The organism is Nonomuraea sediminis (assembly GCF_018531495.1).
Lineage (GTDB): Bacteria > Actinomycetota > Actinomycetes > Streptosporangiales > Streptosporangiaceae > Nonomuraea > Nonomuraea sediminis.
On the sequence record NZ_JAHDTI010000002.1, the window covers coordinates 722,652 to 738,415 of the forward strand.

Below are 15,764 nucleotides of genomic sequence, written 5' to 3' on the forward strand. Positions count from 1 at the left end.
CCGGTTGGCAATTCTGGCTTAACCCTCGGGCATTCCCATGACGGCAGGACCATGATCCCTTCGAGGCATGACCCGGGGTAGGCCTCCGTTGTCTCGACAGCGGCCGTTGACGGTATACGTACAACTGCTGGTCGCATCGGCGCACTTGCCATTGATTGTCTCGGTGCACCGGGGCGGTCGCCCGGTGGGGGTGGTGCTCGGGTACTCCAAGACGAGAGCCTTGTCGCCTGTTCCGCCTCCTATGCGTGCCCTGTAGCTGTCCCGGCCTTCGCGATAGAAGGATCCGCCAACGGCTTTCATGCCCACCGCGGGGACATGGTCGTGGTAAGGGATGTGATACCAGGTGAAGCCGGCGTCCTCGTCATCACATCTGCGGTCGGCCACACGGATCCGTGTCACCTCCTTTACGCACACCTCGAAGCGGACTTCGTCCGAGAGAGCAACCTCAGGGCCGATGCCTCCACGTCTACGCGCGAGAGAGGTCGCCGCATAGCCGGGGTCCTCGAACGTCCCTCCGCCGGCCTTTCGGCCAATGGCGGGGACGTTCCTTTTCCACGGAATGAAGTACCAGGCAAAACCGGGCTTTGCGTCATCGCACGGCCGGTAGGACACGCGGACACGCGTGCCCTTCTTAATGCAGATAAGGATGATTGAGGACTCTTCTTCCGAGTCCCAGGAATCCTCTGTAGTGCGCTTCTGCTGAGATGGACGTGCTGAGTGTTCGATGGTACAGCCGGCGAGCAGAGCAACAGCCACGATCACAACCAGGGTCCGGAGAACCACGGAGATCAATCGCCTCGAATCTCAGGGAGTCTTTTCACGTGATCAACGAGGCGGGTCGATCAGCGGTTCCCGATGGCGGCCGAAAGTCCCGCTGGAGGTGAGGCTTTCGATGAACGAGCGGAAGTTGTCGGCCAGGGGCAGTTCGGAGTCTAGGTCGGTGTCGAACCAGGTGACTGACGGCTCGCCCCCTGGGCCACAGACCCGGTAGTCGAGCCCGACCCAGTAGTGTCCATCGCCCGATAGCAACACGATCGGCGACGGCATCTCCCATTCCTCGATCAAGTAAGGGGTGTCGAGCAGCGAGGTCGTGTGTTCCCGCCGGCCGATGCCCATCAATTCGGTGAACGGAACGTGATTTTCGCTCCACGATGTGGGCTGGTTGGTGGCGAAGGCGTTCCAATCGGACGCCACCTGGCCGCCGTTCTGAACGCGTAGAAGGTCCAGCAATTCAGCGGGGAGGGTCACGCCGAGCTCGTGCTCAGCCACGGCGATTGCTTGCTCCGTGATTGGCTGCTGGACGCCGTAGTCGCCATCGCCCCAGAACGTTGCCCTGACGACTTCGAAGCACGCCATGACCAGCAGCCTACGGCCAACCGCTCTGCTTTCTCATCGAGATCGTTCAGCGGTCCAGAAAGGCGCTTGGATTCTGCGGACCACCACGTGCAGCACCTTAGGTGCGCTTTTGTTTGGGCGCGAGGGGGGCTGCGTTGAGGGGGCGGCGCTGGACGTCGATGGTTCCGCAGAAGGTTAGGCCGGTGATGGTGATTTTGGGGGCGTTGGGGGTTCCTGGGCCTTCGGCGTGGTGGGGGAAGGTGCCGAGGATGTTGGTGCCGTCTATGTGGACTTCGGCGGTTTCGGGGACTACTACCGTGATGGTGCCGATGATGGCGGTGGCGTGGATGGTTGTTTCGCCGTTGATGAAGTGGGCCTGGCGGAGGTCGATTTCGCCGTTGCCTATGACTGCCAGACCTCGGAAGGTGCGGCCGACCAGCCATCTGCCTGTGCGTTTGAAGCCGGCGATGATGCCCGCGTCTCTTGTCGCGGTGGGTGCTTGTGGTGTGGCGGGCCGTAGGTCGAGGAGGATCGGGGCGAGGTCGGCGTCGGTTTCGGCGGTGTGGACTGCGGTGAGGCGTTGTTCTAGTTCGTGCAGTGTCAGGCGGCCTTCGGCGTAGGCCGTTTGCAGGGCGGTCGTGACGCGGTCGCGGTCGGCGTCGGAGGCTCGGGCGGCGGGGTGGTTTTCCATGTGGGGGCCTTCGGTCAGGAGAGGAGCTGTCGGGTTCGGTCTGCTACCAGGTGGGGTTGTTCGGCCTGGATGAAGTGCGCCGAGTCGACGTCCTCGTAGCGGCCGTCGGGGAGGCTCTCCGCGTAGCGGCGCTGGTGCTCGCGGCCTTCGGCCAGTCGGCGCCCGCGGGGCGTGCTCGCCGGTGGGCGGGTGGCGGCCAGCAGTACGGTCGGGCACTTCGGGGGGTGGGGTGGCTGGTCGCGGTAGGGGCGGACGGCGGCGAGCACGGCCCTGTTCTCGTTGCGCATCTGCGCGACGCCTGCGGGGGTGAAGTCCTCGCGGACCATGGTCTCGTAGGTGTCCTTGGAGTAGAGGCCTCGAATGTTGCGACTGGCCAGCCGGGCCAGCGGGCGGACGCGGGTGAGCAGTTGCGCCACGGCGAGGTTCTGGTCGATCTGCTTGGCGGTCCTGTCCCAGGTGTCGTACATGGGGGCGGTCACCGGGGTGGGGTCGATCAGTAATAGGCCCTGGAGCCGGTGTTCCAGGGATTCGGCCGCGCGCCGCGCGATCAGACCGCCCATGCTGTGCGCGACGAGCACGAACTTCCCGGGGACTACGGCCTCGACCATCGCGACGAGGTCGGCGGCCATGTCGTCGATGCTCCGCTGCCGGGTGGCGGTGCCGGTGAGTGCGCGGCCCGCGCGGTCATAGGTCACCAGTCGGGCCCGGTCGGCCAGGTGGGGCAGCAGTGGATCCCAGCATGTCCGGCCGCAGCTCATGCCCGCCTCGAAGACCACCCAGTCCGGGCCCTGGCCGGACTCCTCGACGTAGACGCTCCGGCCGTTCACCGGCACGATCTGCCCCGGAATGCCTCGCATGCCGCCCCCTCTCCAACGTTTTCACTTTTGATAATGGTAACGCATGTGAAATCGTTGGGCCATGGACCCTGTCGAGCAGCTGCTGCATCCGGTACGGCTGCGCATCATGCATGCCTTGGCCGCGGGACGTGCGTTGACCACCTCGCAGTTGTGCGCCCGGATGCCCGACGTGTCGAAGGTGACGGTGTACCGCCAGGTCGCGCTGCTGGCTGAGGGCGGGTTCCTGGAGGTGGAAGGCGAGCAGCGGGTGCGTGGTGCCGTCGAGCGCCGGTATCGGCTGCGTCAGGATCGGCCCGCGATCGATGCCGGGGCCGCGGCCACGATGTCGCTCGAGGACCATCGCCGGGGGTTCGCGGCGGCCATGGCCGTACTGATCGCCGAGTTCAACGCCTACCTGGATCGTGAGGGTGCCGATCCGGTGGCCGACTCGGTGTCCTATCGGCAGGGGACGGTGTGGCTCAGCCCGGATGAGCTCACGGAGATGATGGGCGAGCTGTTCGAGGCGCTGCGGGATCGGGTCGCCAACACCCCGGCTCCGGGGCGCGCGCCGTACCTGCTCAGTGCGATCTTGTTCCCGGCCGAGCGACCGGAGGAGCGACCGGCCGATCGTTAGCAGTCGCCGGTGAGCTCCGCGAGCTGCTCGGCGGCCGTGGTGTTGCCCGCGTCGGCGAGACGCTTCAGCTCGTCCATGTCGCCGTATTCGGTGGCGAGCTCGATGAGCTGGTCGGTGGCCGTGTCGTTGCCGTCGTCGGCGAGGCGTCGAAGCTCGCGCATATCGCCGCGTTCCGTCGCGAGCTCGATGAGCAGATCCGTCGCGGTGGAGTTGCCCTTGTCGGAGAAGCGGCGGAGTTCGCCCATGTCACCGCGTTCCGTGGCCAGTTCGATGAGCTGGTCGGTGGCAGTGGAGTTGCCGCCGTCGGAAAGGCGGCGGAGTTCGCTCACGTCGCCGCGTTCCGTGGCCAGTTCGATGAGCTGGTCGGTCGCAGTGGAGTTGCCGCCGTCGGAAAGGCGGCGGAGTTCCGCCAGGTCGCCGCGGTCGGTGGCGAGTTCGATGAGTTCGTCGGCCGCGTCGTGGTCGCCGTTGGCGGCCCGGGCCCGCAGGGCGGACAGGTCGGAATCGGTCATGATGGGCTACCTCCAGCGCCTTCGGTACGACCTGATGCTCGAAGCTCGTCGCGGTAGGTGTGCCACTCCTGCAGCAGCCGGGGCAACCGCTCGCTGAGAAAGTCGGCCAGCGCGACCATCTCCTCGAGCGGCGCGCGGCGTTCCGACGGGGCGTCGGCGAGCAACGCCAAACCCTCCCGGAACAGGGCGGCATGCTCCTTGTGGATGGCGGAGTCGAAGTTCTGCGGCTGCTGGCTCGCCGGGTCCACGCTCACCCGGTCCACCCGTTCGCCGGCCGTACGCGTCCGGCGCGCCAAGCGGTAGCTCTCGAGCAGCTTGACCGCGCCGGTGATGGCGCTGCGGCTGGCCAGCAGCGCCTCGCCCAGTTCGTCGATCGTCTGCTGCGGCGGGTCGCACACGAACAGGTAGCCCAGCAGGCGCCCGGCCATCGGCGGGAAGCCGTACTGGCGTGCGTAGAAGCGACCGACATGGTCGGCGAAGATCAACTGGTCGTCACGCGACATGCGCATGACGATAACAGTAATAGCTGAGATGACACAAATTTGTGTCATCTCAGCTATGGGTCACGCCGGGACGAAGGTCAGGTTGAGCACGCCGGTCTGGAAGGTCTCGGACTTGATCAGCTTCAGCGGCTGGGTCGGGGTGTCCTCGAACAGCCGCTGGCCGTGGCCGACGGCGATCGGGTGGACGAGGAGTCTCAGCTCGTCGAGCAGCCCGTTGGCCAGCAGCCACCGGACGGTCGTCGCACAGCCGGACATCTGGATGTCGCCGTCGATCTGCTTCTTGAGCTCGTTCAGCCCGGCCGTGACGTCACCGGAGATGACGGTGGTGTTGTTCCAGTCGGCCTTCTCCAGGGTGTTCGACACGACGTACTTGCGGACGCCGTTGAGTGCCGCCGCGACCTCCTGGTCGGCCTCCGCCGTCGGCCAGTACGCGGCCCACTCCTCATACAGCTTGCGGCCCATCAGCATCGCCGCCGCGCTCTGCATGCCCGCCTCGACCGCGGCGCCCATCTCGTCGTTCCAGTACGGGAAGTGCCACTGGTCCGGCGCCTCGGTCACGCCGTCCAGGGAGATGAAGAAGTTCGAAATGATCTTGCCCATGCGCTTTGCATCCTTGATCGTCAGCGTTACGAAGAGTGACCAAGATAGGCGGGAGCGCGTGCTCAGGTCTTGTACAGAAGCGACAGCGGCTCCGACGGATCCGGATCGGCCAACTGCGTGGCGGTCCGCCCGATGTATCGGCTCAGCGACCGCGCCAGGTGCGGCTGGTCGAAGTATCCGAGCCGATGGATCACGTCGTGGACCGGCACACCCTCCTGGATCAGGATCGCGGCCTGCCGTACACGATCGATCTGCCGTACGGCACCGCGGGTGAGACCCGTCGCCGCCAGGAACCGCCGCTGGACGGTGCGTTCGGTGACGTCCGGCGACTCGCCGCGCAGGACCGCGGCGACGATCGGGTCACGGACCAGAACGTCTTCACGCACCATCCGCTGTACGAAGACCTCGGCGTTGTCGTAGTCGGGGCGATGCCAGCTGGAGCCCTTCAGCCAGAACGATCTGCGCGTCACCTCGGGGATCTCCGTGGTACGGCCGACGAGGCGATCGACAGGGAGATGCGGCATCGAGACACCCAGCGAGAAGCTGATCCCGAAGAACGTGGCGTCCTCGGGGACGGGCGCCGGGCACGCCTTCAGCTCCGGCCCCTGAACGGCCGCGCTGATCTGACCGCGGTGCTCCCAGAAGACCAGGTCCCAGTGCGTCGCCGCGATCGACGTCATCCGGCTGACGTCATCGCTGCTGCTCCGCCACACCCGCTGGATGTACGGCGAATCGGACGATCGACTCTCAACCTCCAAGCCCATCCGAACCCCCACTCCCGCTGCGGGATACATCAGCGACCCTAGCGGGCCAGGTCAGGCAGCGGTCAAGGCAACGGCGACGGCGACGGCGACGGCGACGGCGACCACGGCGGCGACCAGCCGCGCCCCGACGCCGTACGGCCGCAGCAGCACGCTGGGGTGCCCGCGATGGGCGTGCCGCACGGCGTCGAGGCGGGAGGCCAGGTAGGCGGTGACGAGATCGGCAGCCGCCCAGGCACCGGCGGACCGGGTGGCAGGCGCCAGGACCAGGGGACCCGCGGCGATCTCCGCCATCCCGCCGCAGGCCACGACCAGGTCAGGCGGTCGGGGTGGGTCCGTGCGATCTCCGCCATCCCGCCGCAGGCCACGACCAGGTCAGGCGGTCGGGGTGGGTCCGTGGGCCTCCATCGAGAGGTCGTGCCAGTCGGTCCACGTCTTGAGCCGGTCGGCGTAGACCTGCTGGACGATCGGGAGACCCTGGGCGCCGAAGAACACCCGCAGGGGCGGCTCGTCGGCGTCGACGAGCTTGAGCAGTGCCCGGCCCGCGGCGGCCGGGTCGCCGACGTCGAGGTTGTTCGCGAACGCGGCGAAGGCCTCGCGGAGCCCGTCGTAGTGCGGGTCGGTCTCGGCCCGCGCGGCGCCGGCGGCCGCGTCGGTGGCGTAGGAGCCGGGCTCGACCACGGTCACCCGGACGCCGAAGCCCGCGACCTCCTGGGCGAGGGATTCGCTCAGGCCTTCCAGCGCCCACTTGGAGGCGTGATATCCACCGCCGAGCGGCATCGCGAAGTGCCCGCCTGCCGAGGAGATCTGGACGATGTGCCCCGCACCCTGGTCGCGCAGGTACGGCAGCGCGGCCTGGACGACCCACACCGCGCCGAACAGGTTGGTCTCCAACTGGTCGCGCAACTGCTGCTCCGACAGCTCCTCGACGGCGCCGAACAGACCGTGGCCCGCGTTGTTCACGATGACGTCCAGTCGGCCGAAGTGCTCCTTGGCGCGCTTCACACTCTCGAAGACGGCGGACCTGTCGGTCACGTCCAGCGCAAGCGGAAGCACCGCGTCGCCGTACGCGGCGACCAGTTCATCAAGGCTTGCGGTGTTCCTGGCGGTGGCGGCCACCTTGTCGCCGCGTGACAGGGCGGCCTCGACGAAGCTGCGGCCCAGGCCGCGCGACGAACCGGTGACGAACCAGATCTTGCTCATACTGTCTTTCCATTCCTTGTGTGGTGGGGGTTACAGCAGGCCCTGCTACCAGGGATCAGCTTTTGGCGAGTGCCTCGCTGCGGATCCACTGGAGCAGGGTGGGGTTGTCGACGGTGGTGATGACGCTGACGACGCTGCGGACGTAGCGGTCGTCGTCCAGCAGAGCCAGCAGGCTCGCGGCCAGGTCCGCCCGGGCGGTGAACCGACCGTCGGCGTGGCCCTCGACGATCGTGTAGTCGGTGGGCGACGGAAGGTGGTAGAGCCCGCTCGGGCGCACGATCGTCCAGTCCAGATCGCTGGCGCGGACCACCGTTTCCATCCGCCGCATGTCGTCGTACAGCGTCTTGCCCAGCACCTGCGTCACGTACGGCAGGAGCACCCGGTTGAACAGGAACCCGCCGTCGGAGTACGGGTGCGGGGCGACCCCGCTCGAGCTGACCACGGCGAGGCGGCGCACCCGATGCCGTTCCATCGCGGCGACGATGTTCGCCACACCCCGCGAATAAGTACTGATCGGTTCCTTCCCGGCAGGCACCCCGAGCGTCGACAGCACCGCATCCCGCTCCGCGACGGCGTCGTCGACGTCCGAGGGATCGAGCACGTCGCCGCCGAGCACCTCGAGGCGATCATGGTGCAGCGGGAACGCGTCCGGGTTCCGGGTGACCGCGAGGACCTGATGTCCGGCGGCGAGTGCCTGGCCGGTGAGCAGGCGGCCGGTGGGACCGTTGGCTCCGAAGACTGTTGTACGCATGATCGTCACCGTCAGGCCGGGGCCGAGCCGAAGTCCGCCGCGTGCTGGGCGACCCACTGGGCGTAGGTGAAGGCCGGTCGCCCGGTGACTTCCTCGACTGTCGGCAGGGCCGGATCGGGCTTGCCGACTCTTTCCGCGAGCCCGTCGACGTACTCATCGATCGCCGGCGCGGGCATTCCGTGGTGGAGCATCAGCTCCCGGAACTGCTCCCGGGGAAGTTCCTCGAACCGCAGCGGCCGCCCGATCGTCTCCGCGATGATCCGCACGCGGTCGATCTGGCTCAGCGACTGCGGCCCCGTGAGGACGTGCGCCTCGCCGACCTGCCGATCAAGAAGGGCCCGTACGGCTACCGCGGCGATGTCGCGCGGGTCCACCGGAGCCAGCGCGGCTTCGCCGTACACCCCGCGCACGACCCCGTCGTCGACGATCTGGGGCGCCCAGACCAGGTCGTTGGTCATGAACGCGCCGGGGCGCACGAAGGTCCACGGCAGCCCGGACGCTTCGACGGCCCGTTCCAGTCGCAGGTGCTGCTCCCCGATCCACCCGGGCGTGGCGAACGTGACGGTCGACGAGGACAGCAGCACGACATGCCGCAGATCGACCTGCTGTGCGGCTTCGAGGAATCCGTCGACCCCGGCGTTGAAGACGGGGAACAGGAATGCCCGGTCGACGCCGGACAGCGCGGCCGTCAGGGTTTCCCCTCGGGCCAGGTCGCCGGGCACGACCTCGACCTCGTCCGGAAGGGAACGGCTGCCCGGGTCACGGGTCAGGACGCGTACCTTCTCACCCGCGTCGAGCAGTTGGCGAACGATGTTGGCACCGACGTTTCCGGTGCCACCGGTTACCAGGATCATGGTGGAGATCTCCTTCTTTCACGGGTCACGCGCGGGCGCTGTTCGCCCAGCACGAGAAGTCCGGCTGTAGAAGATGTGGACGCGGGCAGGGGCCTGCAGGCATGCAGGGGGCGGCTCAGCCGATGCGTTCGATCAGGTCATGCGGGCGGCGATATCCGGGCATGCCTCGAGCGAGCCGGTCGCCGCCAGTGCGGATCGAACGCGGCAGCCTCGTTATCAGGGTCAGTTCGTGGACCTGCGGGCCTGGGTCGTCTCGCGGACGACCGTCCAGGCGTCCGCCACCTGGCCCACGTGTTCGAGCTTGTCGGGGTTGATCACCGTACGGATCGTCTGGATCTGTCCGTCGACGATGTCGAGCGTCCAGGTGTTGATGACCTTGCCGTCCCGGTCGCGGAAGATCGCGCCTGGCTGGCCGTTCACCTGATGCGGCTCCACGACGCCGCCGATCTGCGCGAACGGCGAGACCAGAGCGGCGATCGCCCGGGACACGTTCTCGGCGCCGAAGATGCCCTTGCCCCACTGCGGGGCCTTGCCGCCGCTGTCGCTGACCAGGTGCACGTCGGCGGCGAGCAGTTCCTGCAGCCCGTCGACGTCGCCCTGCTTGAAGGCGACGAAGAACCGTTCGGCGAGCTCCTCGCGCTCGCGCCGGTCGGCTTCGAAGCGAGGGCGACCGGCGTCCATGTGGCGGCGCGCCCGTGCCGCGAGCTGGCGGCAGGCCGCCTCCGACCTGTCCACCGTCGTCGCGATCTCCGGGAAGCCGAACCCGAACACCTCCCGCAGCACGAAGACCGCGCGCTCGAGCGGGCTGAGCCGCTCAAGCAGCAGCAGGGCGGCCATCGACAGCGAGTCGGCCAGCTCCGCCGACCGCGCCGGATCCTCATAGGGGTCGGCGAGCAGCGGCTCGGGGAACCACGGCCCGACGTACTCCTCGCGCCGGACGCGCGCCGAGCGCAGCACGTCGATCGAGATCCGGGTCACCACGGCCGACAGGAAGGACTTGGCGGAGGCGGGCTGGGTGGGCGTGGTCTGGTAGCGCAGCCAGCTCTCCTGGACCGCGTCCTCGGCCTCGCTCACGCTGCCCAGGATCCGGTAGGCGATGGAGAACAGCAGCGGCCGCAGGTCCTCGAACTCTTCGGCGCGGGTCATGCCAGCTCCTCCTTGAAGCCCTGCCGCCAGGAGGGGTAGTGCGGCTGCCAGCCGAGCTCCCGCTTGGCCTTGGCGTTGGAGAAGCCGCGCCCCTGGGTCATCATCGTCACCGCGACCTCCCCGGCCAGCGGCCGGGCCAGCCAGGCGGGCACCCGCATCGGCTTCTTGGCTCCCGCGCACTCGGCCAGGTAGGGCAGCCACTGGTCGGCCGGGGCCGGCTCGTCGTCGACGATGTTGAACACCCCCCTCGCCTGCAGCTCCACAGCCAGCACGGTAGCGCTCGCCGCGTCGTCCAGATGCACCCACGAGCAGTGGCCGGCGCCGCCCCCGACCACCGGGAACTGCCGCTTGCGCACGGGATCGACCAGGTCGTCCATGGCGCCAGGCCCGTAGAACCAGCCGTAGCGCAGGACCGCGCCGCCGGCCTTGACGACCACGTCCTCGACGTGGCCGACAGCCCTCATCCCCGGCTCCGCCGGCGTCCCCGTCATCGGGTCCACCGGGTCCCGCTCGGTCTTCACCCAGCCGCCCCTGCGGATGCCGTTCCAGGCGCCGTAGCTCTGCGCGACGAAGTTGGTCACACCGGTCGCCTCGGCGGCGGCCAGCAGATGGTCCGTCCCCTCGGTGCGCAGCCGGTTGGTGCCCGCGAACCACTGATCCATGTGCTTCATGTCGGGCTTGCCTGCGTGCGCCACGGAGATCGCGGTCATCTGGTGCACGATCGCTTCCGGCCTGGCCTTGGCCACCGCCTCACCGACCGACATCGCGTCCAGCCCGTCCATCACGACCGCCTCGGCGCCCAGCTGCTCAAGCAGTCCCAGCTTGGCCGCGCTCGTCGTCGTGGCCGTCACCTGGTGCCCCCGGGCCACGAGCTGCGGCACCAGCCGCCGCCCCAAAACCCCGGTCCCACCAGCCACGAACACCCGCATGACCATCACCTTCCCGGTCCCAGACCCTGTCTTCGAAGCCCGAGACGAGACAGCCCACCCAGCTGTGACATGCGGACAGAAATTCACGCAGAAACACGACACAGGGTGTCGGGTTTCTGATCGACCATGGTCTCCGGCTACCAACCGGAAGGACCTCCATGCGCGAAACATCAGCAGAGCTCAAAGAGCTCCAAAGCCTCCTGGACTCCTCCCTGTCCCGGTCCACCTCGCATCTCCGCTCGATCGTCACCGAGCGCACCCTGACCGCGGAGCAGCTCACCCAGGTCCTGACCAGCATGTGCACCCTCGCCCTGTCGACTGTGACGGCGAACGGCGAGCCGCGGATCAGCGGCGTGGACGGGCACTTCCTGCACGGCAAGTGGCATTTCGGGACGGCGCGCAACGCCGCCAAGGCCCGCCACCTCGCCGCCCGCCCGGCCGCCAGCGTCGCACACCTGCGCGGCGAGGACCTGGGCGTGTTCACCCACGGCACGGTCGAGATCCTCAACCCCCTGGACGGCGAGCCTGCCGCAGACTGGCCGGAACTGCTCGCGTACTTCCAGGACTTCTACGGCGACGACACCTTCGACTGGGTCGACGAAGTCGTCTACTACCGGCTGCACCCGCACTGGATGACCGTCTACGCCCCCGACTTCGACAAACTCACATAACACCCAGACGCGATGCTCCCTGCAGGCCGTTATCCAATCTTTGCCTGCGGGCCTCTTGCGTGACCGAACGGGCGACCTCACTATGAACGTTCAAACGCCCTAGGCGTTAAATCTCAGCCAGTCAGGCAATCCCCTGAAGGGATTACCTGCGTGTTCTCAGTGGTGGATATGAACGTTCAACTTCCCGAGGCTTACCTGAGCCAGTTCCGGGAGCCCTCCGGGTACCTGGACTTCGCCCGGGTCGGGCCGGTTTCGCGGGTCGTCGAGCACGCCATCGCCACCGCTTTCGCCCAGTGCGCCGCAGGCCGGTTCGGCGAGGGGGCGGCCGAGGCGACCGCCTCCGTCGCCGCGCTTCTCGAGGCGGGCGAGGACGAGGTGGCGTTCGTCAGCTCCACCAGTCATGGGCTGTTCGCCGCGGCCGCCGCGCTGGAGGGCGAGGGCACCGTGCTCGTGCCGCGGGGCGAGTTCCCCGCCAACATCCACCCCTGGTTGCGCTTCCAGGACCGCGGCGGCCTGCGGGTCAGGTGGATCGACGCGGCGAAGGTCACGCCTGACGTGGTCGCGGCCATGCTCGGTCCCGAGGTGCGGGCGCTGGCCGTCAGCGCGGTCGACGCCCTGACGGGGCACCGGCGGGCGCTGGGCGAGCTGAAGGAGGTTCTCGGGCCGGACCGGCTGCTGGTCGTGGATGCGATCCAGGCGCTGGGCTCGGTGCCCGTCGAGGCAGGCGCGGCCGACCTGCTGGCCTGCGGAGGGCAGAAGTGGCTGCGCGCCGGGTGGGGCGCGGCCGTACTGCTCGTGCGCGACCGGGTCGGCCACCGCCTCGGCAACGGTCTCGGCGGCTGGCCCGCGTGGCCCATCGAGCAGCCCGCAGAACAGGGCGCAGAGCAGCCCGCGGAACAGCCCGCAGGACTGGGCGCAGAGCAGTCCGAGGAGCAGGGCGCCGCCTCGGAAGGGGCGCGGGGTGCGGGCGTGCACATCATGACAAATCCTGACTACCCCGCGGTGGCGGCGTTCGGCGCGGCCGTCGATCTGCTGCTGGCCGCCGGGGTCGATGAGGTGGGGCGTGCCGTGACGGACACGACGCAGGCCCTCCTCGAGACCGCCCGCTCCGGGGGCGCCCGGATCCTGCTGGACGACCTGGATCCGGATGAGCGCGGCGGAATCTTCTCCTTCGAGCTTCCCGGTGTGGATCCGGCGCGGACGTGTGCCGCGCTGGACCGCGCCGGGTTGGTCACCACCCGGCGCGGCGCGTGGATTCGCATCTCACCGCACGCCACCACCCCCCAAGAAAACGTCACGCGCCTGGCTTCGGCGTTGCGTGACGCGCACACCCCCTGAAGGGACGATCTCATGATCAGTCGACGTGGATTCCTCGCCCTGGCCTCGGCCCTGTCGCTCACGGTCGCCGGCTGCGGCGGCAAGGCGGCGGAGCAGGACCCGAACGCCCCGGTGAAGATCACCGTGTGGAGCTGGAAGCCCGCATCGGACGGACTGGCCGCGGTGGCCAAGGACTTCGAGAAGGCCAACCCGCGCATCAAGGTCGACGTCCAGGCCATCGGCAACCCGGCCATCTGGGAGAAGATCACCATCGGCATGGCGGCGGGCGGCAAGGGCCTGGGCGACGTGCTCCACATCGGGGTCGACTACCTGCCCGGCTACGTGGACAAGTTCCCCGGCGGGCTGGCCGACCTGCGCAAGTTCGGCGCCGACAAGTACAAGGACGCCTTCGCCAAGGGCCTGTGGCCCACCGTCACCGGCAAGGACGGCGGGGTGTACGCGCTGCCGTGGGAGGTCAACCCGGCGGGCATCTTCTACCGCTCCGACCTGTTCGAGAAGGCCGGGGTCGACCCGGCGAAGATCCAGACCTGGGACGACCTGATCGAGGCAGGCAAGGCGATCAAGGCGAAGACCGGCGCCTACCTCGTCGGCGTGAACAAGCCCGCCGCGGGCGGCCCCGACATGGACTTCTACCAGATGCTGCTGCAGCAGCAGGGCGCCTTCTACTTCAACAAGGAGGGCGAGGTCACCCTGGGCGGCCAGCCGGCCGTACAGGCCATGACCCTGATGAAGAAGATGAACGACGCGGGGATCCTGGCCGACACCTCTGGCGAGGGCACCTTCAAGCAGCTCGTCAGCGGCAACAAGCTGGCCGTGCTGCCGTGGCCGGCCTGGGCGGTGAACTACATCCCCGAGATGCGCCCCGAGCAGAAGGGCCTGTGGCGGGCGATGCAGCCCCCGGCCATCGCGCCCGGCGGGAAGCGGGCCGCCATCGTCAACTCCACCTACCTGTCGGTGGCGGGCAGCAGCCCGCACGCCGCCGAGGCGTTCAAGTTCGTCGAGTACGCCCTCACCAAGCCCGAGGTGATCAACAAGGTGTTCAAGGAGGGTGGCGTGTTCCCGGCCCTCACCGCCGCCTACTCGGACCCGGTCTTCTCCTCCCCGATGGACTACTACGGCGGGCAGCCGGCGCTGAAGACGTTCACCGACTCGCTCAGCGAGGGCGCGGACGCCACCTTCTACTCCAGCGACTACGCCAGGGCGCTGAAGATCGCCAGTGACGCGCAGACCCAGGTCCTGATGAAGGGCGCCGACCCGGCCACGACGCTGGCCCAGGCGGCCAAGCTCGTCGCGCAGCAGACCAACAGGAAGCTCGCGGCCGGATGATCACCAGGCGGAACATCCCCTACCTGCTCATCGCGCCCGCGCTGCTCGGGTTCGCCGTCTTCAAGGCCTACCCGATCCTGGCCGCGGCCTACATCAGCCTGACCACGGGCGCGGGAGCGGCGCGGGGGTTCGTCGGGCTGGACAACTACGCGCGGCTGGTGGACGACCCGCTGTTCTGGACCTCGCTCGGCAACACCGCGCTCATCCTGGTCGTCCAGGTTCCGATCATGCTGTTCCTCGCGCTGCTGCTCGCGCTGGGGCTCAACTCCCCGTTCGTACGGCTGCGCGCGGTGTGGCGGCTGGGTGTGTTCATGCCGTCGCTGACCGGGCTGGTCGCCTACGGCGTGCTGTTCTCGGTGATCCTCAGCAAGGAGTCCGGGCTGCTCAACTGGCTGCTCGGGTTCTTCGGCGCCGAGCGGATCGACTGGCTGGGCAGCCCGTTCTGGGCGCGCATCGCCATCGTGATCGCGCTCACCTGGCACTACACCGGCTACACGGCGGTCATCTACCTGGCCGGGCTGCAGAGCGTCCCGCGGGAGCTCTACGAGGCGGCCATGGTCGACGGGGCAGGCGCGACCCGCAGGTTCTGGTCGATCACGATCCCGCAGCTGCGGCCGATCCTGCTGCTGACCGTGGTGCTGTCGACGATCGGCACGCTGCAACTGTTCGACGAGCCGTTCGTGCTGACGGGCGGCGGGCCGGACAACACCACGCTGACCATCTCGCTCTACCTCTACCAGAACGGCTTCCGCTACTTCGACTTCGGCTACGCCGCGGCGATCGCCTACGCGCTGACGCTCATGGTCGCCGGGTTCGGGCTGCTGCAGATCAGGCTCACCAGGGGGCGCAAGTGACCAGGTTGATCAGGGGCTGGCCGCTGACGTTCGTGCTGGCGGCGGTGTTCGGGCTGTGCGTCGGCCCGTTCTACTGGATGGCGATGGCGGCCACCCACGCCAACTCCGACATCTTCTCCAACCCGCCGAAGTTCTACCCCGGCGACCAGCTGGCGGAGAACACCAGGAAGCTGGAGGAGTCGATCGGGCTGCTGCACGTCCTGGGCAACACCCTGTTCGTGGCGGTGGCGACCACGCTCGGCGCGCTGGCGATCTCGCTGCTGGCCGGGTACGGCTTCGCCAAGTTCAGCTTCCGCGGCAGGAACACGCTGTTCGTGCTGCTGCTGTCGACGCTGGTCATCCCGGGCGGCGTGACGATCATCCCGGTGTTCGAGATGATGAACGACATCGGGCTGATCGACAGCTATCCCGCCTTGATCCTGCCCGGTCTGACGGTGCCGTTCGGCATCTTCCTCATGCGGCAGTCGCTGCTGGCCGTACCCGACGAGCTGCTGGACGCTGCGCGCGTGGACGGGGCGGGTGAGCTGCGGGTGCTGGCGCGGGTGGTGGTTCCGGTCATGCGGCCGGTGCTGGCGGCGCTGGCGGTCTTCCTGTTCCTCGGCTCGTGGAACGACTTCCTGTGGCCGCTGATCGCGCTGCGCACGCCGGAGATGCACACGCTGCCGGTCGCGCTCGCCTCGCTGCAGGCCACGAGCAGGACCGACTTCGGGCAGGTCATGGTGGGCACGGCGATCTCGTCGCTGCCGATGATGGTCCTTTTTCTCGTCCTCCAGAAACAGTTCATCTCCGGCCTGCTGGCCGGTGCCACGAAGGGATAGTC

General features: G+C 68.3%; 20 protein-coding genes. 6 read left to right on the forward strand and 14 right to left on the reverse strand.

The window, feature by feature from the left end; translation table 11 throughout:
* Positions 1-18: 18 nt before the first annotated feature.
* From KIK09_RS11355 to KIK09_RS11370, 4 genes are all read right to left on the reverse strand, one after another.
* Positions 19-792, reverse strand: a complete 774-nt coding sequence (locus tag KIK09_RS11355) for a hypothetical protein (RefSeq protein ID WP_214318744.1) — start codon at positions 790-792, stop codon at positions 19-21.
* A 33-nt stretch (positions 793-825) separates the two neighbouring features.
* Entirely contained in the window at positions 826-1,356 is a 531-nt protein-coding gene (locus tag KIK09_RS11360; RefSeq protein ID WP_250572895.1) for an SMI1/KNR4 family protein, read from the reverse strand.
* A gap of 97 nt (positions 1,357-1,453) precedes the next feature.
* Complete coding sequence (locus KIK09_RS11365) at positions 1,454-2,026, reverse strand: DUF1707 SHOCT-like domain-containing protein (protein WP_214318746.1); 573 nt, start codon at positions 2,024-2,026, stop codon at positions 1,454-1,456.
* Positions 2,027-2,040: 14 nt separating this feature from the next.
* Positions 2,041-2,883 (reverse strand): alpha/beta fold hydrolase, encoded by an 843-nt coding sequence (locus tag KIK09_RS11370; RefSeq protein ID WP_214318748.1) that lies wholly within the window; start codon positions 2,881-2,883, stop codon positions 2,041-2,043.
* Between the two features lie 61 nt (positions 2,884-2,944).
* Between KIK09_RS11370 and KIK09_RS11375 the strand changes: the two genes are divergently transcribed.
* On the forward strand, positions 2,945-3,496 hold the full coding sequence (locus KIK09_RS11375; RefSeq protein WP_214318750.1) for a helix-turn-helix domain-containing protein: 552 nt from the start codon (positions 2,945-2,947) through the stop codon (positions 3,494-3,496).
* On the opposite strand, the gene KIK09_RS11380 is transcribed toward KIK09_RS11375, so the two are convergent.
* The 10 genes from KIK09_RS11380 to KIK09_RS11425 all read right to left on the reverse strand — a co-directional run bounded on the left by KIK09_RS11380 (position 3,493) and on the right by KIK09_RS11425 (position 10,755).
* Entirely contained in the window at positions 3,493-4,008 is a 516-nt protein-coding gene (locus KIK09_RS11380) for a hypothetical protein (RefSeq protein ID WP_214318751.1), read from the reverse strand. The genes KIK09_RS11375 and KIK09_RS11380 overlap by 4 nt on opposite strands.
* Positions 4,005-4,511: a GbsR/MarR family transcriptional regulator gene (locus KIK09_RS11385; protein ID WP_214318752.1), complete on the reverse strand. Its 507-nt coding sequence runs from the start codon at positions 4,509-4,511 to the stop codon at positions 4,005-4,007. Before KIK09_RS11385 ends, KIK09_RS11380 begins: the two co-directional genes overlap by 4 nt.
* A gap of 60 nt (positions 4,512-4,571) precedes the next feature.
* Positions 4,572-5,111, reverse strand: coding sequence for a dihydrofolate reductase family protein (locus KIK09_RS11390; RefSeq protein WP_214318753.1), 540 nt, complete (start codon positions 5,109-5,111; stop codon positions 4,572-4,574).
* 62 nt (positions 5,112-5,173) lie between these two features.
* Positions 5,174-5,791 carry a helix-turn-helix domain-containing protein gene (locus KIK09_RS11395; protein ID WP_214318754.1) on the reverse strand — a complete coding sequence of 206 codons (618 nt, stop codon included), beginning with the start codon at positions 5,789-5,791 and terminating at the stop codon, positions 5,174-5,176.
* A 135-nt stretch (positions 5,792-5,926) separates the two neighbouring features.
* The gene (locus KIK09_RS11400; RefSeq protein WP_504740298.1) at positions 5,927-6,181 is read right to left on the reverse strand and encodes a DoxX-related protein; all 255 of its coding nucleotides are present in this window, start codon (positions 6,179-6,181) and stop codon (positions 5,927-5,929) included.
* A 66-nt stretch (positions 6,182-6,247) separates the two neighbouring features.
* Complete coding sequence (locus KIK09_RS11405) at positions 6,248-7,075, reverse strand: SDR family NAD(P)-dependent oxidoreductase (protein WP_214318761.1); 828 nt, start codon at positions 7,073-7,075, stop codon at positions 6,248-6,250.
* Between the two features lie 55 nt (positions 7,076-7,130).
* Positions 7,131-7,826: an NAD(P)-dependent oxidoreductase gene (locus KIK09_RS11410; protein ID WP_214318763.1), complete on the reverse strand. Its 696-nt coding sequence runs from the start codon at positions 7,824-7,826 to the stop codon at positions 7,131-7,133.
* A gap of 11 nt (positions 7,827-7,837) precedes the next feature.
* Entirely contained in the window at positions 7,838-8,680 is an 843-nt protein-coding gene (locus KIK09_RS11415) for an NAD(P)H-binding protein (protein WP_214318765.1), read from the reverse strand.
* A 222-nt stretch (positions 8,681-8,902) separates the two neighbouring features.
* Complete coding sequence (locus KIK09_RS11420; protein ID WP_214318767.1) at positions 8,903-9,826, reverse strand: RNA polymerase sigma-70 factor; 924 nt, start codon at positions 9,824-9,826, stop codon at positions 8,903-8,905.
* A complete protein-coding gene (locus KIK09_RS11425; RefSeq protein ID WP_214318769.1) occupies positions 9,823-10,755 on the reverse strand; it encodes an NAD-dependent epimerase/dehydratase family protein in 933 nt (310 codons plus the stop codon). The genes KIK09_RS11420 and KIK09_RS11425 overlap by 4 nt, the downstream gene beginning before the upstream one ends.
* Positions 10,756-10,913: 158 nt before the next feature.
* Here KIK09_RS11425 and KIK09_RS11430 point away from each other — a divergent pair, with 158 nt between their 5' ends.
* The 5 genes from KIK09_RS11430 (at position 10,914) to KIK09_RS11450 (ending at position 15,762) form a co-directional block, all read left to right on the forward strand.
* Positions 10,914-11,426 carry a pyridoxamine 5'-phosphate oxidase family protein gene (locus KIK09_RS11430; RefSeq protein WP_214318771.1) on the forward strand — a complete coding sequence of 171 codons (513 nt, stop codon included), beginning with the start codon at positions 10,914-10,916 and terminating at the stop codon, positions 11,424-11,426.
* Between the two features lie 168 nt (positions 11,427-11,594).
* Positions 11,595-12,764, forward strand: coding sequence for an aminotransferase class V-fold PLP-dependent enzyme (locus KIK09_RS11435; protein ID WP_250572896.1), 1,170 nt, complete (start codon positions 11,595-11,597; stop codon positions 12,762-12,764).
* A gap of 12 nt (positions 12,765-12,776) precedes the next feature.
* Positions 12,777-14,090, forward strand: coding sequence for an ABC transporter substrate-binding protein (locus KIK09_RS11440; protein WP_214318775.1), 1,314 nt, complete (start codon positions 12,777-12,779; stop codon positions 14,088-14,090).
* Positions 14,087-14,944 carry a carbohydrate ABC transporter permease gene (locus KIK09_RS11445; protein ID WP_214318777.1) on the forward strand — a complete coding sequence of 286 codons (858 nt, stop codon included), beginning with the start codon at positions 14,087-14,089 and terminating at the stop codon, positions 14,942-14,944. The genes KIK09_RS11440 and KIK09_RS11445 overlap by 4 nt, the downstream gene beginning before the upstream one ends.
* A complete protein-coding gene (locus tag KIK09_RS11450) occupies positions 14,941-15,762 on the forward strand; it encodes a carbohydrate ABC transporter permease (protein WP_308164027.1) in 822 nt (273 codons plus the stop codon). Before KIK09_RS11445 ends, KIK09_RS11450 begins: the two co-directional genes overlap by 4 nt.
* Positions 15,763-15,764: the final 2 nt, after the last annotated feature.